The sequence below is a fragment of the Xanthomonas sp. LF02-5 genome, from assembly GCF_034105325.1.
In the GTDB taxonomy this organism is placed as follows: Bacteria; Pseudomonadota; Gammaproteobacteria; order Xanthomonadales; family Xanthomonadaceae; genus Xanthomonas_A; species Xanthomonas_A sontii.
Map to the genome: position 1 here is coordinate 267,438 of NZ_JAXGGF010000006.1, position 19,875 is coordinate 287,312.

Here is a 19,875-nt window from a genome sequence, read left to right on the forward strand (position 1 = left end):
CGAGACACGCTACTGTCCCAGGGCCGTTTTGGCAGCGCCGGTGGGCATAGCATTGCTGGTGTCGCCGGCGAGGATCGTGGAGCGCGCGCCGTAGCGTTGGCGCTGGCGCTGGCGCTCTCGGTCACGCTCTGCCACCGCCGCATCGTCGATCGACTCGGGACCGACCACCGGGGCGCTCGCCACCGGCTTGACCTTGGGCTTGCTGCTGCACATGTGTGGTCTACCTCATCGGGTTGTAGGGGCCGTCGGCCTTGCGGTCGGCGTAGTTGTCCTGGTCGCGGCTGGCCATCGGTGTCCCATCCGGGAAGCGCTGGCGGGCCTGCACCGGATAGGCGAACGAAAGCACCAGCGCGTCGGCGCGGTTCGGCGACGGCTGGCCGCGCTTCTTCATGTCCTTCTTCGACTCGATCTGGATCTTTCCGTCCACCCGCGCGACCGTCTCGGGCGCCGTCAGCTCAGCCAGAAGCTGCGGATCCTCTTCGATGGCGCCGCCATCCTTGAGCCAGTCCCGCGTCAGCTTCCACATTTCGGCGCGCTTGTTGAGGCAGCCGCGATCGCCGGCCTCTGCTGCGAACCAGACCAGGCGCCAGTCGCGTCCCCAGGTCGTGCCGACCGACTTCACGCCCGTGCCGTAGCCGGCGTCGATGAACACTGCATCGGCTTTGTGCTCGTCCTCCAGCTGCGCCAGGATCGTGGCCACGAGCACGTCGTTGTCGTTCTTCGACATCGTGCGCAGGACGCGGAACATCAGCCCTTGGCGCAGGCCGAACACCAGCTCGTCGTCGCCCTCCCAGGCCGGGTCTAGGGTCAGGATCTTGGGCGCCCAGTTGTACTGCTCCGGCCGCAGGTGCCGCCCGTAGGCCGCATCGGCGTCCTTCTGCGAGATGAACTGCTTGGCCGACATCGACGGGAACAGGCCGCGGATACGAACCTTGACCCGGTCCGAGTCCTCGCCGTGCGCGTCGACCATCTTCTGCAGCTCGACCAGGTTCGTGCCCTCAACCGTCCGGCTGTCGATCTGCTCGCAGTCCCAGCGCCGGGCGTGCTTGCGGAAGCACTCGCGGAACTCGCCGGTGTTACGCGTGGCGTTGCCGAACACGGCCCACAGGATCTCGGTCCCCTGGTCGGTCAGTGCGCCCTCGGCCACTTCCCACACCTTGTCGGCGATGGCGGACGCCTCGTCGAAGATCAGCAGCAGCCGTTTGCCCTCGTTGTGCAGGCCGGCGAACGCCTCAGTGTTCCCCTCCGACCACGGCACCGCGTCGATGCGCCAGGTCTTGTCGTGGCCCGGGGCGGAGCTGATCAGCGCCGTGGCCGTGAGCGTGGCCCAGTGCTTGGTCAGGCTCATCTCGTGCCACTTCGACACCTCGGCCCAGGTCTTCGTCCTGAGCTGGTTGTCGGTGTTGGCCGTGACGACGCCGCGGGTGTCCTCGAACGTGTCGAACGCCCACTTGATCAGCATCGCCACCAAGGCGGACTTGCCGATGCCGTGGCCGGACGCCCGGGCCATGCGGATCACCTCGCCAGCATCGGCAGCGCCGGCGCGCAGCTTCTCGCCTACCCGGACCAGGAACTTGCGCTGCCAGGTCCGCAGCGCCTTGCCTTCCAGGGCCGTGCCCTTCTCCCCCCAGGGGAAAACGTACAGCACGTAGCGCAGCGGGTCGTGCTGGAAGGAGGCCACCGCCTCGATCAGCTCCTGCTCGGGATCAGCCGCCCGCTGCGCGCTCACGTGCCGCCTTCATCCGATCCGCGAGGTTGCCGACGACGTCGTGATCCACCGCCAGGCGCTCGCCGTACCGCTTCGGATCCCATTTCGCCAGCAGCTTCAGCCGGGTTTCGATCTGCAGCTTACGGTGGCCGAGCATGTCCTCGGTCCGCTCTTCGGTGACCACCAGCTCAGCGCCAGGCAGCACCAGGTCGCGATCCACGCCGTTCTCGTCCTTGCGCGTCAGCACGCCCAGCAGCTCGCGCTTCTCGGTCTTGCCGATGACCGGCGTGTCGGCGATGCGCAGGCAGTCCGCGGCGATCGTGTCGAATCCTTCCTCGCGTGCGCGCGCGATGGCTGCGGAAACCTCGCGGCGGTTGTCCATCCAGTCCTTCACCGTCCGGTAGGCGGGCATGCCCTCGTCGCGGCAGATGACGGCGAGCGGTTCGCCCAGGCTCAGGCGAGCGGCAATGGCTTCCACCAGCTCCTCGGTGTACAGGCTCGGCCGGCCACCCTGGGACTGGGTGGCGCCTGGCTTGGCCCTGGTCTTCCTTGCCGCCATCAGTGGGTCGCCTGCTCCGCCCGATCCGCCCCGATCACGGCTTGGGCTGCCCGGACTTGGTCGTCGGCGTCGCGGACGATTTGAACAGCAGCTCCCGCAACCTCTGCTCGTAGCTGGGCGGGCGCATCACGTTCGACGGCGCCGGCGGCGGCTTCGGACAGACGCTGGGTTTCGCAGGTGGCGAGGTCGTCGCGCAGCTGGAGACTGCCAGAGCGCAGCTCAGCAACAACAGCAGCAGGGACGGCCTGGGCCGCGGTGCGGTCTTCTTCATGCTTCGCTCCGATGTCGGCCATCGCTTGGCCCTGGGTGTGCTCGACCTGGCGAGCGTCGGCCTGCGCCTTGGCCTCGCCCTTCGCATCGCCGGCATCGCGCGTTGCGGTTGCACCCTCCGCGCGGTCGCCACGCCAGGACCAGCCGGCGCCGAACATGGCTGCCGACCACAGCAGGAAGGCGGCGAGGACGAGCAGGATGCGATTCACGGTCGTTGCTCCTTCTGCCGGCTACTTGCCGGCCGCCAGTTCGTGGATCCGATTCATCGCCCACGTGTAGGCCCACTGGTCGGTGATCGAGATCCGGGTGATCTTCTTGCCGTTCCGCGTGGCCTGGATGACCTCGGTGCTTTCCACCAGCATCGCCACGGCCAACAGGGCGCTGCGCGTGGTGGGGTCCGGCTCCTTCAGAATCTCGACCGCGTCGGACACCATCGAGCGCAGAGAGTCCAGCAGGCCGGCTGTGGGCCGGGCGTTGCGGGTGTCGATCAGCGCCAGCGCCTGCTGCAGGCCCTTGATCGCTTCCTTGTGGCTACGCGTGCGGGCCATCGCTGCCTCCCTGCTCCTGGCCATCAGCCGGGTTGGGCTTCAGCGACTCGGGCCGTGCGCACGGCCAGATCCGGTAGATCCAGCCAGCGGCCGTGGTCCAGAGCCCCATGGCGGCAAAGCCGCAGATGAGGGCGTACCACATACCCCGCGGCGTCGGGACGCGCGCCCAGCAGATGACGACCGCGAGCGCGCAGCTCCAGAACCTGATCCGTGCCTTGGTCTTATCCGCCGACCAGACCGCCCGCATGCCGATCTGCTGCGGCAAATGCGGCAGCACGAGGCCGATGCTGACGCTGATCACCAGGCTTTGCCACATGGCCTCGGCCAGCGGCGTTGTCATGTACTCGCCGACGTCCACCAGGAACAGCTTCACCGCCGGCCAGTTGTCGGCCATGGCCACGACACCGGCAACGACAGGCACCGCCGCGGCCAGCTGCGCCATCGTGGGGCGCTGCACGTCAGCCACCCCGGACGGCTTTCACCGCCTCCGGATACACCTGGGCCCAGCGATCCCGGTGCGGCTTCCCCGGGCGCCACGCTTCGATGTACTGCTCCCACGCAGCCTGCTCGTCGCCGATCACCGGCAACGGCACAGGCAACGTCCACAGCAGCAGCCGCGCGAAGCCAGCCGCCAGCACGTCGTCGTGCTCCAGCGCGTCGAAGACTGCGGCGATGGTCGGCGCGATGCCGTGGCGCTCGCACAGCGCCCGCGCGCGGCGCTGGCTGGCCGAGTGGGTCAGCACACCCTTCACACCGCCGCCGGCCTCGAACTGCCACAGGCCATGCGCCGGGCCGCCGATCTGGTGCCGCGTCTTCAAGCCAGATTCCTGCAGGGCCATGACCAGTAGCTGCACGCGCGCCGGCGGCGAGTCCATCCCGTCGCCCAGTTCCGCAAGCGCGGGCACGATGATCTGCGACAGCGCCACCGCGGGCGCAATCGGCAAGGGCAGCAGGGCCATCGGAATCTCCGGAAACGAAAAAGCCCCGCCGGATGGCAGGGCTTTATGCAAAAGTGAGGCCCCCGCTTAGTGCGAGGGTTGTTGCTTCAAGTTCTAATGTCTATCGCTTCAGCGATGCGGCACGCTCTTGCTCATCCAATTGGCTCCAGTGCAGATACTCGCCTGGTACGGGAGGAATCTGAACCAAACTAGGCGGCTTATGCTGGTCTCCCTGCTGGTGCCCGAAAGCACCAATCAAGCCAACCACCGCCCCATCAGGCTGCAAGCCCCAGGCGGCTAATCGCCAAACTGTCGGCCCAGCTGTCTTTGGCACACCATCGTGGACAAAGAACCAATCAGAAACTGGAGTGATCGAAACGTACTTTGCTGATTCCGCCATGATTACCTCCGAGAGATACACCCCTCGAAAGTAGTCGCACACCGATATAAACGCAATCGGCCCGCTGGTGGGCGGGCCGCTTTTGATCGGTACTCTCGGATGATGCCCAAATTCTGCATATCCGGATCCCACCCGTCAACCTGTTCTAGCAAGGTCGCACCTGACCCATCCGCGCGCCTCGGCCAATCTTTCTCGGTATGCCTTGCGCTCCATGCCGAACGTCTTGGCCTTCTCGGACTGCCGGCCAAAGGTGCAGTATTCGGCTCGGATCACGCGGGCTAGGCTCGGGGATTCGCGGTGCAACTGCAGCACCGCCCTCTCTACCTTGGCTGCCTGTTCTGGTATGCCATCGCTAGAACTAAGAATCTTCGCGTGCGCCGTGCGCGTCTCAGCGAACCGCACTGGCTCAGCGGCCCAGGTCGGCAGTAGCCGCGCTTGGCCATTGGCAGCGACCATGCCGGCAGCGCGCCCCATTGCTCGGCGACGATCAAGGCCGCCGCGGTCCATGTTCACCTGTTGGCGGATCAGGCTTGGCCTGCCCAGGCCGGCAAGGGTGCATGCGCCATACATGCCAGCCCCTGCCTCCTGCGCCTCACGGGCCGGACCATAGGCGTAACCCCAGGCCCGGAGAAAGCCATCGAAAACGTCATCATTCATGCTGCTGTGCCTCTCCAAGTTGATTGGGGTTTTGTTCGGCCATGCGCTCGTAGCGATGTGCCTTTTGTCGGGCCAGTGACGCGGCCATGCGGTAGGTCTCTGCGGCCGTAGAGCGCTCGCCGCGGTCGCGCCACAGCAGCAGGTCAAACCGGATGGCCTGGGCCTCTAGCTCGTCAGCGAATGCGCGCAGCGTCTGTGCTGGCGTCGGCATGAGCGAGGAAGGCCGGCGCATTGCATCAGTCGTCATGGCGACCTCCGCGCGGATAGCTCTGGCCGCTGCGTGGCTGCCACTTGGCCGGCGTTGCTCCAAACCCGGTGGATCTGCGCTGCGGCTTTTCTTCCGCCATGTCCGCCAGCGCTTCCGGCACGGCGCCGTCCCAGTCCTCTGCGCGCTGGTACTCGAAACGGTTGCGCAGGTTGACCACGGTTCCGGTCTTGACGTTGCGACCCTTGCCCACGATGACCTGCACAACCCCCGGGCGGTCGCCTGGCTTGTAAACCTCCGGCCGGTGGATAAACAGGATCAGGTCCGCCACTTCCTCGATGCCGCCGGAACCGCGGATGTCCTTGATCTCGGGCGGCCGCCCCTCTGCGCCGCCACGGTTGAGCTGGGCCAGCACCAGCACCGGCACGCCCAGGTTCTTCGCCAGCGCCTTGAGATCGCGCAAGGCTTGTCCGCGCTCGATCACTTCGCCCTGCTTCCCCGGCAGCGCCATTTCGTGCAGGTGATCCACAACCACCAGCGTTAGCGCCTTCTGCCGGTGTGCGCGCTTGGCCCGGGCGACGATCTGGACAGCCGACAACTGCGGGTCATCGTCAATGACGATTTCCGCATCGCGCAGCTTGCGCATCGCCTCGGTGCTGCGCGTCCAATGGATCTCCCCGTCCCCGTCGATGTCCTGGCCCATCAGCCACTGCAGCGGGATGTCCCCCATAGCGGCCACGTCGCGGGCCGCAACGTCCACGTCGTTCATTTCCATGGAGAACAGGGCGACTCGCTGCCCATCGCGCAGGCCGGTGAACCGAGACTGCTGGAATGCCAGTGTGGATTTGCCTTGGTTAGACCTAGCTGCCAGCACGATGACCTCGCCGGGGCGTAGGCCGCCGATCGCCTGGTTTACCTCCTTCCACGGCGTTGGCTGCCCTATCGACCGGCCGCTGTAATGGCGTTCGTGCAGGACATCCCCCAGCTTTTTCAGCACGTCACGGTAGGGCCGCAAGCCGACCGCCTTGGCTGGCGTGATGCGTGCCAGGTCAGATGCTGACCGGGCAGCAACATCGGCCGCGGTCAGGTTGCCGGGGCTTCCGGCGGCCGCGATCAACTGCCGGCCAATCTCCTGCAACTGGCGCAGCCGCGACCGCTCGGTGACGATTTCGGCGTATGCGACCACGTTGGCGGACGTGAACGCAGCGCTCGCAAGGTGCAACGCATGGCTGCCGTAGTCGTTCGCCTGCTCTGTACCCTGTGCCTCGAACCACTCGGCCACCGTAACCGCATCGGCCGGCTTGCCCTTGTCCAGAAGCGCCAGGATGGCGGCATAGATGGCCCGGTGCGCCGGCACGTAGAAGTCTTCTTCCCGAAGCCAATCCTGCACGTCGGTAACGCGTCCGTTGTCCAGCATCAGGCCCGACAGCACAGCCTGCTCGGCCTCGGCGTTGAACTGAGCGACCGGCTGGGCATCGGCATCGCCATACAGCGCAGCCATGCGCTCGGTTTCGTCGTGGACGTTCATGCCCGGCCACCGTTTTCGTACTTGCCTTCGATAACCTTCGCGAAATTCCTAGGCGCGATCAGCCATTCAAGATCCGCAGAGAAGTCGTTTTTCCGACCCATGAGGAAATCGCTTTTCGCCACGTAGTCAAAAAACCGACCCCACCAGTCCAGGCTCTGCCGTTCGGCGTCTTCACGCCATCGCGCCTGCAGGTGCTTGGCCCGCGTATCGGTCCACGACTGCACCGAACGGAGCGCAGGGAGCTTTTCGTGGTACAGCGCGATGATCTCGTTGTGCGGGCATGGCGGCATGGCCTTGCGCGGCGGCTTGTCCTGCTGCTGGTCGCCCAGCAGGTCGCCAGTGCCGTGATCGGCTCCCGCCTTGTCGTCCTCGGCGCCTGCTGCCGGGTCCGCATCGACGGCAGCGCCGGACGATGTGGACGAATCCGCGTCAGCGGATTGCTTTTGCTCTAGTGGAGACGGAGACGGAGACGGAGACGGGGGACTGCCGTTTTCTGCCAGTGGCGTGCTACCGGCACCATCTAGCACTGCTGGTGGCACGCCGTTAGCGCAATCGTGCTCTGCGTCTTGCATGCGCTCGGCATACTCTGGCATCAGCTTGGCAGCCTCTTTGCGTCCCCGCTGCTTGCACAGCGCAGCCCATCGGGCTTTTTCAGAACGAGCCTCCGCACCAGCCGCCCAGGGGTTGTGATCGGCCCAAGCGTGGATGATGCGCGATCCTTCCGCGCCGTCCAGAAACCCGACATCGGCCATTGCCCGGACGAACTCACCATCCTGCCCGGCCCAGTCAACAGCCAATTCAATGTCCTCATCGGACATGCCCGCGAGATCGCCATCGCTACGGTTGGCGGCGGCCCAAAGGAATAGGTAGATGCAGCCGAGCGGGCCACTCGGCCCTAGCTTTCTGGCGAGCTTCTTGGTCTTGGGGTGGCCGGGGAAACCCGTCGAAATACGGGCGTCCGATACCTTCGCATCAGCCATGTGCAGACGCCTCGCCGAACTCTGCCAGCATCAACGCCTTGAACTGCTCCAGATGCGCGTCAGTGATCCACGACTTGCTCGCAACGTGGCGGGCGATTTCCAGCGCCTGGCGCGCGCTTCGGATGCTCGGGTCGTACTCGAAACCCGGACGCGCCGGGTCGGTGAAGATGGCGAACACCACGCCGTTGATCCGCTCGACTCGGACAAGTTGCGGGATGGTGTTGCTGCTGCTGCTTTTCGGTGGCATAGTGGCCTCGGTCTCAACGAAGCCTCCGCACATGTCTGGCCGACAGCGGGGGCTTCGTCGTATCTGGACGAATGGTTTTGACCGCCGAAGCGGTCCCCTTTCGCGCCAGACACCGATGCACCCACTACCTGCACCGGGTGGTCGCCGTCCCTGCACCCATCGCGCCCCCGTCCTTGGGGCGAGTTGTTCAACTCAGGCCGCCGCCTGCTGCGTAGACTTGTCGCCGTCTGCCTGCGGTAGCAGAACGGTGTAGCCAATCACCCGGCCGCGCTTGCGTATCCAATGAAGGTCCGGGCGTAGTTCCTCGCAGCGCACACCCGTGGCCTTTTCGGCAGCAGGACACCGCTCCGGGCTAAGCCCACGCTTGAAGTACGGGGCGACCGCTTGAGGACTGACGCCGATTGCGGCGGCAAAGCGAGATTGCCCGCCTGCCGCCTGCACCGCCCGACCGATCGCCTGCACAGCTTGTTCAAGGGATGAGTTCTGCATGCCACCATTCAACCATTGGTTAATCCGATGGTCAAGTATTGATTGATAGTGATTTATTGCGGCGCATCAATCATTGCTTTAGGATGAGAGCATGAACACAAACAAAGAACTGAGAGATAGGCTCATCTTCCAAATGAGGGAGAAGGGCGTGCGCGCCTCAGAGGTGGCAGAGTGGTGCGGCGTCAGCCAACAGGCGGTGTTCAACTGGCGAAAGAATGGCCGAATTGATCGGCGTCACTTCATCGCCCTTACAAACCGGTTCAACGTCCCTCTTGAGTACTGGCTAGGTGCTGAGGAACCGCAGGAGCAACCTCGGCCCGGAAAAGCCTCTCCTCACACCTATGGCGTTCGCAACGACGAAGCCAATGGGACGGGTCCGGTTCTGGAGGTGACGTTCCCTGTTTACGACATTGACGTCTCTGGCGGCCCAAGCGCCGCTACCCCCGAACTGATCGAGACTCGCTATCGTGTTTGCTACCAGATGGACTGGCTCGACCGCTGGGACGCCAAGGCCGATGACATCCTCATTGCTAGGGTGCGCGGCTCGTCCATGGAGCCAGTCCTATACGACGGGGACAAGGCTGTGATACACCGCGGCCGCACGCGCGTGCGGAACGACACCGTCTATTCGCTGATCTACGGCGGAGACGCCAGGGTCAAGCGCCTTTTCACCCTTGCGGACGGCGGGTTGCGCATTGTCAGCGACAACCCAGACAAGGCTAGGTATCCGGACGAGATCGTGCCCCCGGACGAGTTGTCGCAGGTATACGTCATCGGACAGGTGATTGAGAAGATGGGAAGTGGCGGGCTATAGAAAGAAAATCATCGATTGAGATGTTCAATCAATCTATGCTTGAGTTCAATCAACCATAGGTTTACTGTTTGCCCATAGCGCCGGCTGTTCGGCCGCTGGGGAAGCAGATGCGCAATACCGCGACTACCACCATTCGTCAGGCGTTTGACCTGATCGAGCGCCACCGGGAAGCCGGCTGGATCACCCAAGAGGCCGCCGGGCGCGCGCAGCGCGCGATCAGGGAACGTCTCTACTACGGGAACCCCATGACCACTGCCCACCGCGCCAGGATGCTGGCGTTGCGGTTCGGGATAGTGGCCACCGCGTCCACCGTGCGAACGCTGCCGCAGCGCGCAGGGGGTGCCGAGTGATCTGCAACGACTTCCGCAACTGCTGCGGCGCGCCGGTGCCAGACGAAGACGCGTTCGAAGCGAGCGGCGGCTACTGCGCCGATGGCCAACCCTGGGCGTCAGCGCTTCCGCTTGGGCTTGCTTTTTTCCATGTCTGCATCAGCCCTGTAGTTGCGGATAGCCCCATGATCCGCCCCGAGCTTGAGAACGATATTGAAGCTCTCACTGACGGTATCCGCCAGTTTGGCGAGCAACGCTCGCTCCTCATGCAGACGTGCAAGCCGCTCCTGCAGGAGTTGGACATGCCGCGCATCCTCTGCCAAATCGCTACTGGCGAGTTCGTGTGCAAATGCCTGCATCTTGTTCATTTCATTGAGGATTTCATCCCGCTTTTGCATCAACGCTTCGTACTCGTTGATGCGGCTTTCAAGCAGCCAAGGGAAGTCCTTTCGCGAAAAGCTCAACTCAAGCCGCTCCGCAATTTCGGCGTTCAAGGAACGGCCCGCCTCGTTCGCAGCGGCCTCCAGGCGCTCCCTAAGTTCGGGTTGCATGCGCAATCCGAAGGGGTTGATGGCCGCCGTAGAGGGCCTGGTTTCGGTCTTCTTTGTCATGGCTACATGATGAAGCCATACACCGCTTGACGCCATAAGCACACGGTGTAACTATAGCTACACCGTGTAACCATCCGACACGGAGACAACATGCAAGACCGCAAGCCCAAAACCAGTGAAACCAACCCTTTCGGCCTCCGCATGGCCCCCGATTTGCGGAGGGCTGCCCAAGCTAAAGCCGACGAGTTGGAGCGCAGTTTGAACTGGACGATCAATCACCTGCTGAAACAGGCGCTCGGCCTCAAGGGGCAACCCAAACGCCAGTTGCACCAGCCCACACCCCGTAGCGCTCAGATAGCGGCGTCAACTAATCAGGAACCCACCCCGTGACAGACCTCATTCCCACCAGCGACAACGCCGCCACCATCACCAGTCGGGAGATTGCCGAACTGGTGGATTCCCGGCACGACAGCGTTAAGAGGACGATCGAAAGGCTGGCCACTGCCGGCGTGATCGCTTCTCCACCGGCGGTGGAGAAGCCCACCGCAGGCCGTCCCGTAGCCGAATACGTGTTCTCCGGCGAACAAGGCAAGCGGGACAGCATCGTCGTGGTGGCCCAGCTATCGCCGGAGTTCACGGCGAGGCTTGTGGACCGCTGGCGAGAGCTGGAGGAACGAGTAGCCAGCGCCAAGCTGCCAGCCATCAAAGATCCGCGCATTGCCGCGCTGGTTGAGGTGCTGGTCCGACAGGACTGCATCGAGCAAGAACAAGCGCGTCAGGCAACGGAAGTCGCCCGCCTGCAGGAGGACTTGGCTGTAGTCGAGGCGCGTACCCAGCCCGAGAACAAGCACTTCACCGTGATGGGCTACGCCAACCTGATTGGCGCGTCGGTGGACATCAAGGCCGCCTCAACCCTTGGGCGCCGGTGCGCAGCGTTGTCGAGGGAAAAGGGCTTCGCTATCGGCGACATTCGCGATCCGAGATTCGGCCGCGTCCACACCTATCACGAAACTATTCTGCAAGCCGTGCTGCAGGAATCGGCATGACCCGCCGGATGCGAGCCTCCCTGGTGCTTGGTCGCCGCGATCGCGGCCCCGATTGAGGCCCTGGGAAATTTTCGCGGCGCACCGCACCATCCCCTCACTCGCCTGCGCCCGGCGACGGCGACACCTCTCCCCACCTTCGCATTTTCACCCGTGAACACGAACCAAGGAAACCGGATTTATGAGTAGGGAAATTCCTACGCGGACGCGCAAGCCGGTTGTGATGTCAGCGACAGCGGGGACCACCGTGTCCATCGGCAACGACATCACGGTGGAAGTCCACTCCGCCTACCGCGGCCGCGCAGTGCTGCATGTACGTGCGCCCAGCAACCTGGCGATCGACCGCGAGCGCAATTTCGCTGCACCCCAAAACGATGACGGCCCGAGCGCGCCAACGCCCGAGCCGTCTACCAAGTGACCCCGTAATCGACCAAGACTCAGGAGACCCACATGGCGACCGATAGCGTACCCCAAAAGCATGCTTTCAGCATGACAGTCCGGCAATGTGATGAGCTGCAGGCGAAAATGAAGTTGATGCGCGCGGTTTGCGATGCCTTCACCACCGGCACCGCCGACGACATGCAGCCCGACAGTGTCACCACCCTGGCAATGCTCGGCTTTGAGGCAGGCGTGCAAGCAGAAAAGCTGCTGAAGGCAATTGGCGAACAGCGTCTGGGAGTAGTCGCATGAGCGCCATCGACCCGATCGACAAGCTGGCGGCCTCTGGCATCAGCGTTCGCACGCTGGTTTCCTTCCAACTCGACCATATCGAATGGCTGGCGCAGCACCAGGGCGACACGTTCCGACTCTGCTACCACGACGAAGCCGGAGTGCTGGTAGTGGAGACGATCAAGGGAGATCCGGCCGCGCTTCTGCAGCGCGCGCAAGACCTTGGTTGGCAGCCCGAACCCGACCAGCCCTATGAGGGTGGGGAACCGTGGATTTTCCAGGCTCCCTTCTACCACCTGCGCCGCGGTGTTCACTGGTACTCGACCGCAGTGGATGAAGATGCCGACAACCTTCCCATGGGCTTTCCTCCCAAGGAGTTGGCCTCTGCTCGGCGCCGTATGGATGCCTATTACAGTGACGCCGCGGTAGAGAAGCGCAGGCAGAAGGAGGAAGCGCGAATCAGGCGCGAGAAGGCGGCTCAGGAAAGACAACGCACAGCGAAGTATCGCGACAACCACCGCGCAGCCGTCGCGTTGCATGCCGAAACCTACATGGATGCCGCAAAGATCATCGGCAAGCCCATCAGCAAGGCAAATGCGGTATCCAGGGCGCGCAAGTTTCTGCGCGAGTGCAACGACGGCGATTACAACATGTGGCTGACGCGCGCGGCGCGCACGCTCGCGGCTAACGGGAGTGCCAAGTGATGAGCAACCAAGAAGCTACCCACGTCCGCCTGCCCATCGAAGCCGTGCCGGATCTGCGCAAGGCGCTGACCAATGGCCTCTACGCCATGGTCGAAGCCATCCGCATCAAGGACGAAATGGAAGCGCTGCGGGGGCTGAAGCGCCCCTTCCCGGACGAGGCGATACCTATCCTGCCGGGCGATGGCTCCGCAGATAGCCTGGCGCCGATCGCGGGTGCTCTACTGTGGCTGGAAGCAATCGAAGAACTGCCCAAAGGAGGCGCGTGATGGAAAGCAACCTGCAGCCACTGCGCGCCCTTGGCGTGCTGGATGCCATCGCCGAGAACCTGTTCGATCGCGTGCGGAGGGGTGTACTGACGCCTGCGCAAGCTGCGGCCAAGTTGCGCCGCCACACCGCGGAACTGCGAGATATGCTGACGGAAGATAGCGGGGCGCAGCCATGAATGACGAAGCTTCGATTAACGTGGAAACCATCGCCGCGATGGCGCGGGATGCGGAATGGCTGAATGCCGATGCGTGCGCCTTCCTGCTCGGTCTGACAACGCGCAAGGGAACAGTAAACCGGCGCGCTTTCCTTGAGCGTGTCGCGGTGCGCCCAAGCTTCCCTAAGCCCATGAGCATAGGCACGAAGAAACTGTGGAAGCGTGCGGACGTGGTGCTGTGGGCCGACGACGAATCCCGGATCAGGCGAGCTTCTTAGCCAGTTCCGCGGCAGTGGCGCGGTAGTAGATCAGGAGGCTAGATAGGTTGCGATGCCCGATCACCCGGGCCAGCTCCAGGATGTCCAGCTTCTTCGATAGGCGCCAGATTGCCTCGGCGCGAGTGTCGTGGAAATGCAGGTTCTTGATGCTGGCAACACTGTCGCGGACCTTGCGGAACAGGCCGTCGCGCTTCGCCGCGTCCAGTCCGAACACCGGAGCAAATCCCAGCGGCAGCGCGCGCAGGATCTGCGCCGCTCGGGTCGTCAGCGGAACGTCGCGACTGTCGCCGTTCTTGCTGTCTCGCACCGTGACGTAGCGCTCTTCCAGATGCACGTCCGTCCACCGCAACGCGCAGATTTCTCCTGAGCGCATCGCGGTCTCTAGGGCGAACAGGAAAGCAAGACCGATGCGGTTGCGCTTGGTCTCGATCTTGAGCGAGTCCCACACGTCGAACGCTCTTGCCAGCGCTTCGACTTCTTCAGCCGAGATCCGGCGCGCACGCCCCTTTGGCTTCTTAGGCTGGCGCACGTCGCGCATCGGGCTTTCCTTGAGCCAGCCCCATTCCCGTCTGGCCACTTCCAGCACGGCGGCGATCAGATTCATCTCGCGTGCCACCGTGCTCGGCGCAACCTGTTTCAACCGCGAGTCGCGCCACTCGGCCAGGTCGTTTGCAGACAGGCCCAGTAGCCGCCGCTTTGCGATCTTGTCCTCGCGCTTGAACCGAGCGATGCGGACGCGATCCCAGCGCCCGCCCCGCTTGTTCGGGGTCACCTCGTCGGCGTACTTCGTGAATGCCTCTTCGAGCGTCTTGTCGGGCAGCTCCTTACCACTGAGCAATCCCTCCTGCTCCTGTGCCCAGGCGAGCGCCGCGCGCTTCGTATCGAACACCTTGGTTGCGCGGCGGCCGTCCACCTTGACGAACGCGCGGTATCGATTGCCCTGGGGTCGGATGGATGCCATGGCCCCATTCTGTGCCTTTCCGTGTGCCCGTGTGCCTTTCGACACGGGGCAAGGCGGGCCAGAACGGGAATTGCTCAAGCTCGCAAGCCACTGATTTAGTGTGACTTTGTGCCAATACAGGGAAGTTCGGTAGCTGCCGAAAAGGTGGGTTTGGTGCCGCTTATCCGAATCGAACGGATGACCTACTGTTTACAAGACAGTTGCTCTACCGACTGAGCTAAAGCGGCAAGATGGACGACGCCCGCGGGCGGGCCCGGGGCAGTCTACCTGCTGGCGCGGGCCTCGACACGCCCTATGGCGCGGCGCCGTGCACAGGCGCCGCATTCTAGCGCAGCGTGGCGCAGTCCACGGTGCGCTGCCGCGCGGCGCCGAGCTGGCGGCGCAGGGTCGCGGCCTGCACCGCGGAGTCGGCGCGCAGGTCCAGCCACCAGCGCAACTGGCCGCTGCCGCCGCTGGGGATCAGGTCGGCGTTGAAGCCGGCACGGGCCAGTTCCTGGCGGCGGCGCTCGGCCCCCTCGCGGCTGCGGTACTGGCCCAGGGCGATGGCGTTGCCGGCATCGCCCTGGCGCAATGGGTAATAGTCGCGGATGCCGGCGGCGACGATGCGCTCGGTGGCCTGCCTGAGGCCGTCCTCGCCGCCGATGGTCGGCAAGATCACGCGGAAGCTGGTGGCGTCGCTGTCGGCGGCCTCGCGCAGGCGCGGACGCGGCGCTCCCGGGGCCAGCGCGGCGACGGCCGCCTGCGCCGCATCGCGGTCCGGGTACGGTCCTATGCTCAGGCACACCGCCGCGTCGGCGGCGGGCTTCGCCGCAGGCTCGACCTGGGCCTGGGTTGGAGCGGGCGCAGGCACGGCAGCGGGCGGCGCGGGCGCATTGGAGGGTGCAGCGGTGGTCGGAGCCACCGGCGCGTCAGCCTGCGCCGGAACCGCTCCGACAATATCGGCGGCGACGGCGGTGTCCGCTTGCGCATCGGCTGGCGCGGCGACAGGCGCAGACGCCGGCGGAGTTGGCGCAGCAGCCGGCGCCGGCGCTTCATTGACCAGTTGCAGCGTCGCCACCCCGGCCGGCACGGCCGGCATCGGCACCGGGGGCGGCGTCGGCGGCTGCATCGCCCACCACACCGCGACGCCGAGGTTGAGGATGGTCAGGACGACGAGCAGGGCGCGAACGAGCATGGCCGGATTCTAGAGCGTGCGATGCACCTTGGGAGAGACAGTGGCGTTTGCGTGGGACGTTGCGACTTCGGCGCAACGTCCGCCTTCGCCGCGCCGCATCGCGGCCGCCTGCGCCGGCCCGCTCAGGCGGCACCGGCCCCAGCCACGGCGTGCGCCTGCGCCCACAGCGCCAGCCCATCCAGGACCAGCGCCGGTCGCTGCTCGGCTGGCGGCAACGCATGCAACAGCGGTGGCACGCCGCCGCCATGCAGCAACAGCCGCGGCCGTCGCCCCAGCAAGGCCTCGCCCTGCTGCAGGCTGCGTTCGATCAGCGCCACCGCCGCGCCGTCGCAGCCGGAGGCCAAGGCGTCGGCGGTGTCGGCGGCGAACTCGTGGTAGTCGCCGCCCTCGGCCGGCAGCTGCGCCGCCTTCTGCTGCAGCGCCTGGCGCATCACCGTGGGCGACGGCGCGATGCGGCCGCCACGGTGCAGGCCATCGCGGTCGAGCAGGTCCACGGTCAGCGCCGTTCCCACCCCCACCACCAGCACGTCGCCGCCGCCATGCGCGGCGAGCAGGGCCAGGAACCGGTCCACGCCGAAGGCCTGCGGTCGCGCGTACGCAATCCGCACCCCGGCACAGGCAGCCTCGGTGCGCGCCACCTGCACCTGCGCGAAACGGCTGCGCAGCGCCTCCAGCACGGTGGCGGTCAGGGCCGGCGCGGCGACGCTGGCAACGTAGGCGGTGCCACCCTGCGGCAGCGCCGCGACCGCCGCCGCGTCCATCGCCTCGGCACCATGCGGCCAGGCCTGCACCGCGCCCACCTGCCCGTGTTCCAGCGCGGCGAACTTGAAGCGCGAGTTGCCCAGGTCGAACAGCCAGTCGCTCATGCCGGCCTCACGCTGACGTCGCCCGCATGCACCAGCTGCTCGCCGTCGGCGAAGGCCACCCGCAGCGCGCCGTCCTCGACCAGCCCCAGGGCCGTGCCTTCGCGCACCTGGCCGCCATCGTCGATGCGCACGGCGCGTCCGGCCAGCAGATCCAGCGCGGCGTAGCGCGGCAGGAACGGCGCCAGTCCCTCCGCGTCGAACAGCGCCAGCGCCGGCAGCAGCTGCGACAGCACCGCCGCGGCGATCGCGTTGCGCGACACCGCGCCGCTGGCCAGCCGCGTCAGGTCGGTCCACGGCTGGTCGATGTCCGCGGCAGCGGCCGCCGGCATCGCCACGTTCAGGCCCAGGCCGATCACGGCCCGCGCCGGCCCGGCGAACTCGCCACCGCCTTCCACCAGCAGACCGCCCAGCTTGCGCCCGTCGGCCAGCAGGTCGTTCGGCCACTTCAGCCCGACCGTGGCGAATCCGGCCGCACGCAGGGCTGCGGCCACGGCCACGCCGGCCGCCAGGCTCAAGCCGCCCAGCCGGCCCAGCCCGCCCTGGAAGCTGCGCGCCACCGACAGATACAGATGCGCCGCCAGCGGCGAGGCCCAGACCCGGCCACGGCGGCCACGGCCGCCGGTCTGGCGCTCGGCCAGCAGGACCTCGCTGCCCTGCGCCGGCGCCGGCCGCTGCAGCAGGGTGGTATTGCTGGAGACCAGGCTCCAGGCGATCTCCAGCCCGGCCAGCTCGGCGCTCGCCGGTCCGCTCAGTCCGGCCCGGATCGCCGCGGCGTCGAGCAGTTCCAGCGGCCGTGCCAGGCCATAGCCCTCGCCGGCCCGGCCCTCGATCTCCACCCCGGCCGCGCGCAGCGCCTGAATGCGCTTCCACACCGCCGCCCGGGTCAGCCCGCAGGCGCGCGCCAGGGCATCGCCGGACAGGGGCCCCTTGCTGAGCCTGGTCAACAGTTCGCGCTCGTCCAACGCCGGTTCCATCGCCTCGTTTCGCCCCCGGGCGCGCAGTCGCGCGACCTCGTAAACCGAAAAGTATGCGGCAACGCCCCCCGGGCGCCCAGGGCCGGGGTCCTGCAGCGGGTGAAAACCGCGTTAGAATCGGGATTCACCGCCGCTCGCCCTGGATGCCGACGATGCGCCGTTCCCTGCCCTGCCTGCTCCTGTTGCTGCTGCCACTCGCCGCCGCCCACGCGTCCAACGTGCTGGCGGAGAAGCCGCACACCGACTGCACCTACGGCGACGCGGCCGATGCCGACAGCACGCCGACGCGCCCGCCCGCGGCGCTGCATGCGCCCGCCTCCACCGGCAAGCCGGCTTCGACCACCACTGGCGGCGGCAGCGACAGCGACCTGGTGCCGCGCATGCGCATGCCGAAGTGGCACAGCTTCCTGCCGGGGATGTTCCGCTGATTCCACGCTGGCTGCGCGGGCTGTGGTCGAAACCCGCCGCCATCGATGACCCTACCTGGCAGGCCGTGCGCCGCGACTGCGCCTGGGTCGCCGCCCTGGATGCGCCGCGCGAACAGCGCCTGCATACGCTGGCCAGCGAATTCCTGCATCGCAAGACCATCTCGCCGCTGGGCGGCCTGCAGTTGGATGCCCGGCAGTGCGGCCTGCTCGCCGCACTGTGCTGTCTGCCGCTGCTGGAGTACGGCAGCGAGGGCATGCGCGGCTGGTCGCAATTGCTGGTCTACCCGGACGCGTTCCGCGTGCAGCGCAGCCATGTCGACGCGGCCGGCGTGCTGCACGAGTGGGAAGACGAACTGATCGGCGAATCCTGGGACAGCGGCCCGTTGATCCTGTCCTGGGCCGACGTGCAGGCCGACCTGGACGATCCACGTGCCGGCTACTGCGTGGCGGTGCACGAAATGGCGCACAAGCTCGACGTGCTCGATGGCGCCCTGGACGGCACGCCGCTGCTGCCGCGCGCCTGGCAGCGGCAATGGGCCGCCGATTTCCAGCGCAGCTACGATACCTTCTGCGCGCGCGTGGACCGCGGCCGCGCCAGCGAGATCGACGCCTACGCCGCCGAAGCGCCGGAAGAGTTCTTCGCGGTGGTCAGCGAATATCACTTTTCCGCGCCAGAGCGGCTGCAACGCGAGATGCCGGAAGTGGCGGCGCATCTGGCGCGGTTCTATGGTCGCTCTCCGTTTGCCGCGGACTGAGCGGCCATCGCGTCTTGAGGCATCGCTTCAAGACGTCGCCGCGATGAACGCGATAAAGCATGCGTTACGGGGAGTCGAGCGCGTCACGCGTCGGGACTGAAGTCCCTCCCACAGTGCACCCGTCGCGGCTGAAGCCGCCCCTACAGGACATTTCCCGAATCCCTCCATCGCGGAAAACGCATCACACCAACTTCAAATCCCGCGCATGCGCCTGCGGAAACACCTTCTGCAGTTGCGTCGGCGACAGGCTCCACATGCGGCCGAGCAGGCCGGCGAACATGTCGCGGTAGTTGGTCAGCACCGGGTAGTCGCGGTCCTGGAACAGCTTGTCCTTGCTCACCGCCACCTGCTCGCCGGCGATGCGGCCGCCGTTGACCCCGCCGCCCAGCACCCAGTACGTGGTGCCGTGGCCGTGGTCGGTGCCCTTGTCGCCATTCTCGCGGAAGGTGCGGCCGAACTCGGACAGCACCACCACCACCGTATTGCGCCACTCCGGCCCCAGCGCCTCGGCATAGGCCGACAGCCCCTCGGACAGGTTGGCCAGGTTGTTGGCCAGCGCGCCGTCGGTGCTGCCCTGGTTGACGTGCGTGTCCCAGCCGCCGACATCGACGAAGCCGAGCCGGTAGCGCTCGCGCATCAGCGTGGCGATGCGGCGGGTCTCATCGGCGAAGGTGCGTGCGCTGGCGGCGCCGCGGTTGGCCTGCTGCATCTCGTCGCGCAGGGCCTGCGAGACCTGCTGGCGCAGCGCCAGGCCGTCGTGCGCGGCACTGGCCAACTGGGTGCCGTGGTACATGCCGGCGAGGATGTCGGCCTGGCGCTGGTCGAAGGCCGGGGTCGGATTGCGCTTGAGCGAGAGATTGGGAATGTCGCCGCCGCCCTGGAAACTCAGCGGCAGCGAATCGGTGAAGGCGATCGACGGCGTGCCGGTGGCCACCTGCGACAGCCGCGCCAGGAAGCCGGTGCGGTAGTCGCTGCGCTGCCCGGCCGGTTGCCCGGCCTCGATGCTGTCCTGGGTCTCGAAGTGGCTGCGCGACAGGTCGTCGGTGCCGGCGAAAGGCACAAAGGCCAGCTGCTTGTCGTTCCACAGCGGCATCAGCGTGTCGCGCAGCCGTGGGTTCAGGCCCCACTGCGTGTCCAGCGCGATGGCGCTGTTGGGATTGGCCGGATCCGGCCTGGCGATGGCCAGGCTCGGCCGCGAGGCGTAGTAGAAATCGCTCGCGTACGGCACCAGCAGATTGTTGCAGTCGTAGCCGCCGCGCAGGAACACCACCAACAGGCGCGGCGACGGTGCCGGTGCGGCGAACAGGCGCCCGGCGAACGGCAGGCTGGCCGCAGCGGCGGCGGACGCGAGCAGGAAGCGGCGACGGTGCATGGCGGGT

31 protein-coding genes and 1 tRNA gene are annotated in these 19,875 nt (G+C 66.2%); 12 read left to right on the plus strand and 20 right to left on the minus strand.

What is annotated here, in order from left to right; genetic code table 11:
- Positions 1–9: 9 nt before the first annotated feature.
- The 13 genes from SLW52_RS16735 to SLW52_RS16795 all read right to left on the minus strand — a co-directional run bounded on the left by SLW52_RS16735 (position 10) and on the right by SLW52_RS16795 (position 8,529).
- Positions 10–213 carry a hypothetical protein gene (locus SLW52_RS16735; RefSeq protein ID WP_320740762.1) on the minus strand — a complete coding sequence of 68 codons (204 nt, stop codon included), beginning with the start codon at positions 211–213 and terminating at the stop codon, positions 10–12.
- A 7-nt stretch (positions 214–220) separates the two neighbouring features.
- Entirely contained in the window at positions 221–1,729 is a 1,509-nt protein-coding gene (locus SLW52_RS16740) for a terminase (protein WP_320740763.1), read from the minus strand.
- Positions 1,707–2,267 carry a hypothetical protein gene (locus tag SLW52_RS16745; RefSeq protein WP_320740764.1) on the minus strand — a complete coding sequence of 187 codons (561 nt, stop codon included), beginning with the start codon at positions 2,265–2,267 and terminating at the stop codon, positions 1,707–1,709. Before SLW52_RS16745 ends, SLW52_RS16740 begins: the two co-directional genes overlap by 23 nt.
- Positions 2,267–2,746: a hypothetical protein gene (locus SLW52_RS16750; RefSeq protein ID WP_320740765.1), complete on the minus strand. Its 480-nt coding sequence runs from the start codon at positions 2,744–2,746 to the stop codon at positions 2,267–2,269. The genes SLW52_RS16745 and SLW52_RS16750 overlap by 1 nt, the downstream gene beginning before the upstream one ends.
- A gap of 21 nt (positions 2,747–2,767) precedes the next feature.
- Positions 2,768–3,085 (minus strand): hypothetical protein, encoded by a 318-nt coding sequence (locus SLW52_RS16755; protein ID WP_320740766.1) that lies wholly within the window; start codon positions 3,083–3,085, stop codon positions 2,768–2,770.
- The gene (locus SLW52_RS16760) at positions 3,069–3,527 is read right to left on the minus strand and encodes a hypothetical protein (RefSeq protein ID WP_320740767.1); all 459 of its coding nucleotides are present in this window, start codon (positions 3,525–3,527) and stop codon (positions 3,069–3,071) included. The genes SLW52_RS16755 and SLW52_RS16760 overlap by 17 nt, the downstream gene beginning before the upstream one ends.
- Positions 3,528–3,543: 16 nt before the next feature.
- A complete protein-coding gene (locus SLW52_RS16765; RefSeq protein ID WP_320740768.1) occupies positions 3,544–4,044 on the minus strand; it encodes a hypothetical protein in 501 nt (166 codons plus the stop codon).
- Between the two features lie 514 nt (positions 4,045–4,558).
- Positions 4,559–5,080 (minus strand): hypothetical protein, encoded by a 522-nt coding sequence (locus SLW52_RS16770; RefSeq protein ID WP_320740769.1) that lies wholly within the window; start codon positions 5,078–5,080, stop codon positions 4,559–4,561.
- On the minus strand, positions 5,073–5,327 hold the full coding sequence (locus SLW52_RS16775) for a hypothetical protein (RefSeq protein WP_320740770.1): 255 nt from the start codon (positions 5,325–5,327) through the stop codon (positions 5,073–5,075). The genes SLW52_RS16770 and SLW52_RS16775 overlap by 8 nt, the downstream gene beginning before the upstream one ends.
- Complete coding sequence (locus tag SLW52_RS16780) at positions 5,317–6,813, minus strand: DnaB-like helicase C-terminal domain-containing protein (RefSeq protein WP_320740771.1); 1,497 nt, start codon at positions 6,811–6,813, stop codon at positions 5,317–5,319. The genes SLW52_RS16775 and SLW52_RS16780 overlap by 11 nt, the downstream gene beginning before the upstream one ends.
- Entirely contained in the window at positions 6,810–7,793 is a 984-nt protein-coding gene (locus SLW52_RS16785) for a hypothetical protein (RefSeq protein ID WP_320740772.1), read from the minus strand. The genes SLW52_RS16780 and SLW52_RS16785 overlap by 4 nt, the downstream gene beginning before the upstream one ends.
- A complete protein-coding gene (locus SLW52_RS16790; protein WP_320740773.1) occupies positions 7,786–8,040 on the minus strand; it encodes a hypothetical protein in 255 nt (84 codons plus the stop codon). The genes SLW52_RS16785 and SLW52_RS16790 overlap by 8 nt, the downstream gene beginning before the upstream one ends.
- Before the next feature lie 192 nt (positions 8,041–8,232).
- Positions 8,233–8,529 carry a YdaS family helix-turn-helix protein gene (locus SLW52_RS16795; RefSeq protein ID WP_320740774.1) on the minus strand — a complete coding sequence of 99 codons (297 nt, stop codon included), beginning with the start codon at positions 8,527–8,529 and terminating at the stop codon, positions 8,233–8,235.
- A 91-nt stretch (positions 8,530–8,620) separates the two neighbouring features.
- On the opposite strand from SLW52_RS16795, the gene SLW52_RS16800 reads away from it, so the two are divergent.
- Positions 8,621–9,343, plus strand: a complete 723-nt coding sequence (locus SLW52_RS16800; protein ID WP_320740775.1) for a S24 family peptidase — start codon at positions 8,621–8,623, stop codon at positions 9,341–9,343.
- Between the two features lie 107 nt (positions 9,344–9,450).
- Complete coding sequence (locus tag SLW52_RS16805; RefSeq protein WP_320740776.1) at positions 9,451–9,693, plus strand: hypothetical protein; 243 nt, start codon at positions 9,451–9,453, stop codon at positions 9,691–9,693.
- Between the two features lie 98 nt (positions 9,694–9,791).
- Here SLW52_RS16805 and SLW52_RS16810 read toward each other — a convergent pair whose 3' ends face one another.
- A complete protein-coding gene (locus tag SLW52_RS16810) occupies positions 9,792–10,283 on the minus strand; it encodes an Arc family DNA-binding protein (protein WP_320740777.1) in 492 nt (163 codons plus the stop codon).
- A gap of 90 nt (positions 10,284–10,373) precedes the next feature.
- On the opposite strand from SLW52_RS16810, the gene SLW52_RS16815 reads away from it, so the two are divergent.
- From SLW52_RS16815 to SLW52_RS16850, 8 genes are all read left to right on the plus strand, one after another.
- Positions 10,374–10,613: a hypothetical protein gene (locus SLW52_RS16815; RefSeq protein ID WP_320740778.1), complete on the plus strand. Its 240-nt coding sequence runs from the start codon at positions 10,374–10,376 to the stop codon at positions 10,611–10,613.
- Positions 10,610–11,269 carry a Rha family transcriptional regulator gene (locus SLW52_RS16820; RefSeq protein ID WP_320740779.1) on the plus strand — a complete coding sequence of 220 codons (660 nt, stop codon included), beginning with the start codon at positions 10,610–10,612 and terminating at the stop codon, positions 11,267–11,269. Before SLW52_RS16815 ends, SLW52_RS16820 begins: the two co-directional genes overlap by 4 nt.
- A 244-nt stretch (positions 11,270–11,513) precedes the next feature.
- Positions 11,514–11,684: a hypothetical protein gene (locus tag SLW52_RS16825; protein WP_320740780.1), complete on the plus strand. Its 171-nt coding sequence runs from the start codon at positions 11,514–11,516 to the stop codon at positions 11,682–11,684.
- A 32-nt stretch (positions 11,685–11,716) separates the two neighbouring features.
- The gene (locus SLW52_RS16830) at positions 11,717–11,956 is read left to right on the plus strand and encodes a hypothetical protein (protein WP_320740781.1); all 240 of its coding nucleotides are present in this window, start codon (positions 11,717–11,719) and stop codon (positions 11,954–11,956) included.
- A complete protein-coding gene (locus tag SLW52_RS16835) occupies positions 11,953–12,639 on the plus strand; it encodes a hypothetical protein (RefSeq protein ID WP_320740782.1) in 687 nt (228 codons plus the stop codon). Before SLW52_RS16830 ends, SLW52_RS16835 begins: the two co-directional genes overlap by 4 nt.
- Positions 12,639–12,905, plus strand: a complete 267-nt coding sequence (locus SLW52_RS16840; protein ID WP_320740783.1) for a hypothetical protein — start codon at positions 12,639–12,641, stop codon at positions 12,903–12,905. The genes SLW52_RS16835 and SLW52_RS16840 overlap by 1 nt, the downstream gene beginning before the upstream one ends.
- On the plus strand, positions 12,905–13,081 hold the full coding sequence (locus SLW52_RS16845; protein ID WP_320740784.1) for a hypothetical protein: 177 nt from the start codon (positions 12,905–12,907) through the stop codon (positions 13,079–13,081). Before SLW52_RS16840 ends, SLW52_RS16845 begins: the two co-directional genes overlap by 1 nt.
- Positions 13,078–13,338 carry a hypothetical protein gene (locus SLW52_RS16850; RefSeq protein ID WP_320740785.1) on the plus strand — a complete coding sequence of 87 codons (261 nt, stop codon included), beginning with the start codon at positions 13,078–13,080 and terminating at the stop codon, positions 13,336–13,338. The genes SLW52_RS16845 and SLW52_RS16850 overlap by 4 nt, the downstream gene beginning before the upstream one ends.
- Here the strand turns inward: SLW52_RS16850 and SLW52_RS16855 are convergent.
- The 5 genes from SLW52_RS16855 to birA all read right to left on the minus strand — a co-directional run bounded on the left by SLW52_RS16855 (position 13,322) and on the right by birA (position 17,301).
- Complete coding sequence (locus SLW52_RS16855) at positions 13,322–14,299, minus strand: site-specific integrase (RefSeq protein WP_320740786.1); 978 nt, start codon at positions 14,297–14,299, stop codon at positions 13,322–13,324. The two genes, SLW52_RS16850 and SLW52_RS16855, sit on opposite strands and share 17 nt — an antisense overlap.
- 151 nt (positions 14,300–14,450) lie before the next feature.
- Positions 14,451–14,526 (minus strand) — tRNA-Thr (locus tag SLW52_RS16860).
- A gap of 98 nt (positions 14,527–14,624) precedes the next feature.
- Positions 14,625–15,473, minus strand: a complete 849-nt coding sequence (locus SLW52_RS16865) for an SPOR domain-containing protein (RefSeq protein WP_267083932.1) — start codon at positions 15,471–15,473, stop codon at positions 14,625–14,627.
- Positions 15,474–15,595: 122 nt separating this feature from the next.
- Positions 15,596–16,339: a type III pantothenate kinase gene (locus SLW52_RS16870; protein ID WP_152236652.1), complete on the minus strand. Its 744-nt coding sequence runs from the start codon at positions 16,337–16,339 to the stop codon at positions 15,596–15,598.
- Positions 16,336–17,301, minus strand: a complete 966-nt coding sequence (gene birA / locus SLW52_RS16875; protein ID WP_267084042.1) for a bifunctional biotin--[acetyl-CoA-carboxylase] ligase/biotin operon repressor BirA — start codon at positions 17,299–17,301, stop codon at positions 16,336–16,338. The genes SLW52_RS16870 and birA overlap by 4 nt, the downstream gene beginning before the upstream one ends.
- Positions 17,302–17,456: 155 nt before the next feature.
- On the opposite strand from birA, the gene SLW52_RS16880 reads away from it, so the two are divergent.
- Both SLW52_RS16880 and SLW52_RS16885 read left to right on the plus strand, forming a co-directional pair.
- The gene (locus SLW52_RS16880; protein ID WP_017917075.1) at positions 17,457–17,741 is read left to right on the plus strand and encodes a hypothetical protein; all 285 of its coding nucleotides are present in this window, start codon (positions 17,457–17,459) and stop codon (positions 17,739–17,741) included.
- Positions 17,708–18,496 carry a M90 family metallopeptidase gene (locus SLW52_RS16885; protein WP_320740787.1) on the plus strand — a complete coding sequence of 263 codons (789 nt, stop codon included), beginning with the start codon at positions 17,708–17,710 and terminating at the stop codon, positions 18,494–18,496. The genes SLW52_RS16880 and SLW52_RS16885 overlap by 34 nt, the downstream gene beginning before the upstream one ends.
- 181 nt (positions 18,497–18,677) lie before the next feature.
- Here the strand turns inward: SLW52_RS16885 and SLW52_RS16890 are convergent, their stop codons facing one another.
- Complete coding sequence (locus SLW52_RS16890) at positions 18,678–19,868, minus strand: DUF1501 domain-containing protein (RefSeq protein WP_152247146.1); 1,191 nt, start codon at positions 19,866–19,868, stop codon at positions 18,678–18,680.
- Between the last annotated feature and the right edge of the window lie 7 nt (positions 19,869–19,875).